6 protein-coding genes are annotated in these 6745 nt (G+C 69.6%); 1 reads left to right on the top strand and 5 read right to left on the bottom strand.

What is annotated here, in order from left to right; all coding sequences use genetic code 11:
* The 3 genes from EQG76_RS14090 to EQG76_RS14080 all read right to left on the bottom strand — a co-directional run.
* Window positions 1-1027: (2,3-dihydroxybenzoyl)adenylate synthase (locus EQG76_RS14090; RefSeq protein WP_159714496.1), on the bottom strand; the 1027-nt coding region annotated here is incomplete at its 3' end.
* Window positions 1028-1098: 71 nt separating this feature from the next.
* Entirely contained in the window at window positions 1099-2160 is a 1062-nt protein-coding gene (locus EQG76_RS14085; protein WP_159714494.1) for a YncE family protein, read from the bottom strand.
* A gap of 38 nt (window positions 2161-2198) precedes the next feature.
* Window positions 2199-3302 (bottom strand): ABC transporter substrate-binding protein, encoded by a 1104-nt coding sequence (locus tag EQG76_RS14080; RefSeq protein ID WP_200840812.1) that lies wholly within the window; start codon window positions 3300-3302, stop codon window positions 2199-2201.
* Window positions 3303-3510: 208 nt separating this feature from the next.
* Here EQG76_RS14080 and EQG76_RS14075 point away from each other — a divergent pair, with 208 nt between their 5' ends.
* Window positions 3511-4395, top strand: coding sequence for an alpha/beta hydrolase (locus EQG76_RS14075; RefSeq protein WP_159714489.1), 885 nt, complete (start codon window positions 3511-3513; stop codon window positions 4393-4395).
* Window positions 4396-4418: 23 nt separating this feature from the next.
* Here the strand turns inward: EQG76_RS14075 and EQG76_RS14070 are convergent, their stop codons facing one another.
* Together EQG76_RS14070 and EQG76_RS14065 are read right to left on the bottom strand one after the other, a co-directional pair.
* Window positions 4419-5819, bottom strand: coding sequence for an alpha,alpha-trehalose-phosphate synthase (UDP-forming) (locus EQG76_RS14070; RefSeq protein WP_159714486.1), 1401 nt, complete (start codon window positions 5817-5819; stop codon window positions 4419-4421).
* The coding region (locus tag EQG76_RS14065) for a glycoside hydrolase family 15 protein (RefSeq protein ID WP_200840811.1) at window positions 5804-6745 on the bottom strand (942 nt) is incomplete at its 5' end. The genes EQG76_RS14065 and EQG76_RS14070, both read right to left, overlap by 16 nt.

Raw genomic sequence — 6745 nt, 5'->3', positions numbered from 1 at the left:
TGACCAGGCCCTCGGCCATGCCGAACACCTGCTGGAGCCGCACGCCGAGCGTCGGCCCGATCCGCCGCGCGATCTCCGGGGCCAGCTTGGCACCGCCCACCTGCAGGAGCTTCAGGCTGGACAGGTCGGCCGTACGGCCGGTGGCGGCCTGCAGCCAGAGCAGCGCCAGAGGCGGCACCATCCCAGTGATGGTGACCCGCTCCTGCTCGATCAATGGAAAGGCCACGTCCGGGCTGGGCGACGGGCTCAGCACCACCCGCCCGCCGGCATGGAGCACGCCGAACACGCCGGGCGAGCTCATCGGGAAATTGTGCGCCACCGGAAGCACGGTCAGGTACACGCTGTTCGGGTCGAGCTGGCAGATCTCGGCGCTGGCGCGGAAGCTGTAGATATAGTCGTCATGGGTGCGCGGGATCAGCTTGGACAGGCCGGTGCTGCCGCCCGAGATCTGCATGAAGGCGACCGAGGCGGGGCTGGGCTCGGGCAGGGGCGCGCCAGGCGGGGTTGCCGCCAGCTCCGCGAAGGACATCGCGCCCGGCAGGTCGCCAGGCTCGCCCACCACCACGACCCGGCGGATCTCCGGGACCTCGGCCATCACGGAGCGGGCCAGCGTGCGGTAGTCGAAGCCGTCCTGGCGCTCGGCGATCACGTAGCCGCACGCCTCCGAGCGCCTGGCCAGGTGGACGATCTCGGTCTGCCGGTGTGCGGGCAGCGCGAACACTGGCAGGATGCCGGCGCGGAACATGCCGAACACCAGCGGGAAGAACGCCGCCACGTTCGGCAACTGCACGACCACCCGGTCGCCCGCTTCCAGCCCGGCGGCGCGCAGGCCGGCGGCCACTCGATCGGCCAGAAGATCCAGTTCGGCATAGGTCCAGCGATCTGCGCCGCCCACCACCGCCACCCGGTCGGGGAGTTGGCGCGCCCGCTGCCGCAGGAACCCGCCGAACGTCTCGCCCCGCCAGTAGCCCCGCTCGCGGTAGCGCCGCGCGAATTCCTCGGGCCAGACCTGTTGCACCGGAACCATGAAAACCTCGAAAAACCGCTCCCCGCACCCGCCCCTGACCGTCCGAGGAGCGGGTGCGGCGATCGCCTGGATCAGGGCGTGATGATGGAGACCGTGTCGCCGTTCGGGTCGTCGATCGGCGGCTTACCGCGGCCGGCCGACTTCGCCTTGTTGGTCACGTACACGACGCTCGTCTCGGGATCGATGGCGATGGTCTGCGGGTGCGTGCCGGTCGGCAGGCTGGCGATCACCTCCAGCTTGTCGATGTCGACCACCGACACCGTGCCGGCCTTGCGGTTGCCCACGTAGAGCAGCCGGTTGGCCGGGTTGTAGCCCAGGCCCAGGGCACCCTCGCCCGTGGGGATCCTGGTGATCAGCCGGCCGTTCTCGATGTCCAGCACGCTGACGTCGCCGGACTTCTGGTTGGCGACGAACAGCCTGCGGCCGGCCGTGTCGATCGCCAGGTTGATCGGCGACTCGCCGCCAGCGGCGTACTTCCCCGTCACCGCACCCTCGGCCAGGTCGATCAGCACCACCTCGTTCGTGACCATGTCGGCGGCGTAGAGCATGCCCTTGGCCGGGTCGAGGGCCAGGCCGGAGATCCCGCTGCCCGGGTTCTCGATCACCCGCTCCAGCTCGTTCTTCGCACCGTCGATCACCCAGACCGCACCCGGCCCGCCGTCGCGGCCGCCGAACACCGAGACATAGACCTTGTTGCTCTCCGGATCGACCAGCGCCTCGCGCACATGGGCCTTCTCGCCATGGCGCACCGTGGCCACCACCTGGCCGGACTTCAGGTCGATCGCCAGGACCTCGCCGCCGCGGGTGGCCGTGGCATACAGCGTGCCGGTCCGGTCGTTCAGGCCCAGCCCGAAGGCCGGCTGGGCCGAGACGTCGATCGTGCCGACCGTGTCCAGGGTCTTGGGGTCGAGGGCGAGGATCTTGGCATTGTTCTCGCCGCGCCGGCCGGCGCTCGCGACATAGAGCCGGTCCTGGCTGTCGCTCAGGACGACCTGGTAGAGCCCGTCGGCGATCTTGCGGCTCTGCTCGACCGCGGGTGCTGCCTCCGCTGCGCCCAGAACGGGCAGGACGGCCATCAGACCCAGGAAGGAGGCGGCCAGGAGCTGGCGGCGCAGGAGGGCTAGGCGCGGCACGATGTGGTTTCCTTTCGTCCTTGAGGCGAAGCAGTCGGTCACGGGAGGCCGGCCCAGAAGATCCCGTCCTGCGGGACTGCCAGGAACTCCCGGTTGATGGTCTCCTGGGTGACCTCTGGATCGACGTCAGCGAACAGCTCGGGCTGGATCCATTTGGCCAGCACCTCGACCGCCAAGATGTCCAAAGGCGAGTTCAGGAGCTGGTGGGACAACGCATGGGCGCGGCCCTCGGCCACCGCCGGAAGCTGAGCGATGCCCGGCCGGGCCGCCAGGCGGGCCAGTGCCGCTTCTGCCTCCGCTGCCGTATAGCCCGGCCCGATCACCAGGCCGCCCGCCTTCTCCAGGTGCGGCCCGCCGGTGGCGATGTAGACCTCGGGTGCCGCGGCGACGACATATTCGAGGTTGAGGCGGCCGAACGGCCGGTCCAGCACGTCCGCACCAACATTGTGGCCGCCGGCCAGCTCGACATAGTCGCCGAGATTGCCCTTGCCCGGGGAGCTGCAGCAGTCGTCGGACATGCCGGCATGCACCTCGACGAACACTTTGGGCCGCTCGGCATCGGGCAAGCCCGCCACCCGCTCGGTGATGGCGGCCAGGCGCTCCTCGCGAAATGCGATGAAGTCCTCCGCCGCCTGCTCTCGGCCGATCAGCTTGCCCAGGATGCGCAGGCTGGGAGCCAAGTTGCGCAGCGGGTGGGAGAAGAAGTCGATGAACACGACCGGGATGCCGGCGGCCTCGACCTGCGCCACCTGCTCAGGGGTCGGGCCGGTGCCGACGGTGAACACCGCGGCGTCCGGTGCCGTCGCGATCACCAGCTCGGTCGAGAAGTCCCCAGCCGAGCTCGGGCCGGCCGGCAGGTCGGCCAGGGCCGGGAAGCGGTCCAGATAGCGGTCGTAGACGATCTGGCCGATCCGGTGGACGTCCTTCGGCCACGCCGCCAGCCGCGCCACCGGATCCGGGTCGAGCAGCGAGAGGGCAATCAGCATCCGGGCATCGTCGATCAGCAATCGGTCCACCGGCCCGTCCAGCCGGACCTCCCGCCCGGTGACGTCGGTGATCACCAGCTCGGCGCGGGCGCAGAGCGGCGATGCCACCAGCATCACCGCCAGCGCCAGCTGCCATGCCGCCCGGGCCACCCGCATGCGTCGGTTCCATGTCGTTGCTGGAGAATGCATAATGCTCGCGCGCCTTTGCGCCCGGGACGACTGCGATGTCAAGCTCACGTCGGCATGATGGACCAGCCAATCGCGTCAAGGTGACGACCGGATCCGGAAGACTAGTTTTGATTTATTATAGATCATGATTGCGGATCATTGCCTTGGCCGCGACTTGCCGCAACGGGAAACCATCTTGACCGAGCCCGCAGCCACCTCCGCCGACGCCACCGCCGTTCCACCCGGAGTGTTCCGCCTGGCCGGCACGTCCCGGCAGACGGTGGCGGCCGCTGCGGGCCAGCACCGCTACGAACTGCTGCTGGCGGCACCGCCCGGCCCGCCGCCAACCCGCGGCTACCCGCTGTTCCTGGTCCTGGACGCGGATCACCTGTTCGCTACGGCCGTGGAGGCCCTGCGCCGGTCCTGCCACCGGCCGAGCGCCACTGGGGTTTGCCCGGCGGTCATAGCCGGGATCCGGCCGCAGCATGAGCCGGACGGTCCTGATCCGCGCCGACGCAACTTCCTGCCAGCCAGTGCCGCCCCGTTCCTGGGCTGCCTGGAGCAGGACGTGCTGCCGGCCATCGCCCGACACTTCCCGATCGACCCTGACCAGTGCACGCTGTTCGGCCATTCGCTGGCCGGCTGCTTCGTGCTGCACGCGCTGCAGGTCAGGCCCGACCTGTTCCAGCGCTGGATCGCGGCCAGCCCTTCGATCTGGGCCGACCCCGAACGGCTGGAACAGGGCTTTGCGGCACTGGCAGCGTTTGCGGCGGCACCGCCGCGCGAGCTGCGGGTCATGGTCGCGGTCGGCGGCTGGGAACAGGGCCTGGCCCCCTGGCAGGCGGCGGAGGCGGATGCTTCGGCCATGGCCAGCCGCCGTGCCGAGCGCGGCATGGTCGACCGTGCCCGGGCGTTCGCCCGCCGCCTGGACGGTTTGGCCGGCCCCTCGTTCCGGGTGCGCTACGAAGAGCTGGCCCATGAGGACCATGCCTCGGTGGTGCCGATCGCCCTGGCCCACGGGCTGCGCTTCGCCCTGGGCCCCGCCTCCCTCCTGGACAACTGGCCCCGCCCGGCCGCCTGAGCGGCCGGGCAGCGCCGGGCCGCTCAGGCCGCGTGGGGCAGCTCGCCCTTGGCCTTGGCGACCTCGTCCAGCTTGTGGACGAACGCGTCGTACCAGGTGCGCGCGGTCCAGGCCTGGAGCGGCTCTATGCAGCGCCGCCAGCGGTCGATCCGCTCGTCCTTGGACATCGCCAGCGCGTTGCGCATCGCCAGCGCCGTGTGCTCGATGTCCAGCGGGTTCACGAGCAGGGCGCCCTCGCCCAGTTCCTCCACGGCACCGGCAAAGCGCGACAGCACGAGCACGCCCGGATCGGCCGGGTCCTGTGCCGCGACATATTCCTTGGCCACCAAGTTCATGCCGTCGCGCAGTGGCGTCACCAAGCCTACCTGGGCGACCCGCAGGAAGCCCGCCAGCACCTTGCGCGGCACCGGCTGGTTCACATAGCGGATCGGATTCCAGTCGGGCGAGGCGAACCGGCCGGCAATGCGCCCGGTGGCGCGCTCCAAATCGGAACGCAGGGCGCGGTACTGGGCCAGCTCGCCCCGGCTGACCGGGGCGATCTGCAGCATGACCACGTTGTGCAGCCATTCCTCGTAATGAGCCAGGAGATGCTCGTAGGCGGCAAAGCGCAGCGGCAGGCCCTTGGTGTAGTCCAGGCGCTCCACGCCCAGCATCAGGGTCCGGCCGCCTAGGGACTCCTCGAGATTGCGCACTTCCGTCGTCTGGCACGAGGCGGCCGCCTCCTTGGCGAAGCCCGCCGTGTCGATCGCCGCCCGGTAGACCCCGGTCGCGATCCGATGACCCCCGTGGATCAGCGTGTCGCCGTCGCGTTCGGCACCGCACCAGCGTTCCAGGAAGTCGAGCAGGTCATGGTGCGAGCGGTCGGTCTGCAGCCCGATCAGGTCATAGGCCAAAAGGGCCTGGCCGAGCTCGGCATGGGCCGGCAGCACCTCGACGATGTCGCCGGAGGGGAACGGCACATGGAGGTAGAAGCCGATCGCGCCCTTGAAGCCCAGCTTGCGCAGCTCCTCACCCAGCGGGATCAGCTGGTAGTCGTGGACCCAGACATGGTCACCGGGCTTGAGCAGGGCGAAGAGCTCGGCCGCGAACTGCGCATTGACCTTGCGATAGGCCCGGTAGCTGTCGGCCTTCCAGTCGACCAGGCCCAGCCGGTAATGGAACAGGGGCCAGAGCGAGCCGTTGGCGAAGCCGTAATAGAAGCCCTTGTAGTCCGACTGGTTCAGATCGAGCAGCGCATAGCTCATGCGGCCGCGGCTGGTCACCTTGGCGGGACCGGGCTTCTCGGCGAACTCGCCGCTCCAGCCGAACCACAGCCCGTCGGCCCTGCGCAGCCCGTCGCGCAGGACCACCGTCAGTCCACCGGCCTCGACGCGCCGGCCCGTCGGCACGCTGACGCGGTTGGAGACGATCACGAGTCGCGCCAAAATGCTTCCTCCCAGGTCTTAGACAGGCGCATGCCTGAAATGATCAGCCCCACCATCGAGTAGCTCTGCGGGATGTTCCCCCAGAGCTCCTTGGTCAGCGGGTTCACGTCCTCGGACAAGAGCCCCAGCGAGTTGCGGCAGGAGATCAGCTCCTCGTAGATGGCGCGCGCCTCGTCCTTTCGGCCGATCGCCGCCAGCGCATCGAGAAACCAGAACGTACAAACGGTGAAGGCGTTCTCCGGTTCGCCGAAATCGTCCGGCGCCTTGTAGCGGAACACATGGTTGCCCCGGCGCAGCTCCCGCTCGATCGCCGCCACCGTGTCGACGAAACGCGGGTCGTCGGCGGCCAGAAAGCCCACCTCGTGCATGAGCAGCAGGGCGGCATCCAGGTCCTTGCCACCGAAGCTCTCGACGAAGGTGCGCCGCTCCGCGTCCCACGCCTCCTCCAGGATCGCCCGGCGGATCCGGGCGGCATGGGCGCGCCAGTAGTCGCCCCGCTCCGGCAGTTCCAGCACGCCCGCGATCTTGGCGAGCCGGGCGCAGGCCACCCAGCACATCAGGGCGGAATGGGTATGGACCCGCTCGCGGCCACGATATTCCCAGATGCCGGCATCCGGCTCCAGCGCCAGCCGTGCCGCCTGTTCGCCCAGCCGCTCCAGGAGCTGGAACAGCTCCAGGTCGCCCCGCACCGGCAGGCGGCGGTCGTAGAACATCTGGGCGGCCGCCATCACCACGCTGCCATAGACGTCGTGCTGGCGCTGGAACCAGGCGGCGTTGCCGACCCGGACCGGGCCCATGCCGCGATAGCCCGAGAGCGCCGGCGCCTCGGTCTCGTCCGGCGTGCTGCCCGGCAGGATCGGGTAGAGCGGCAGGAGCGTGCCGTCCTCGGACAGCGTCACCAAGGTGGTGATGTAGCGCAGATAGTC

The organism is Geminicoccus flavidas, assembly GCF_009806515.1.
In the GTDB taxonomy this organism is placed as follows: Bacteria; Pseudomonadota; Alphaproteobacteria; order Geminicoccales; family Geminicoccaceae; genus Geminicoccus; species Geminicoccus flavidus.
Note: the sequence above shows the minus strand (reverse complement) of the source record. Positions and strands in the feature narration are given on the sequence as shown.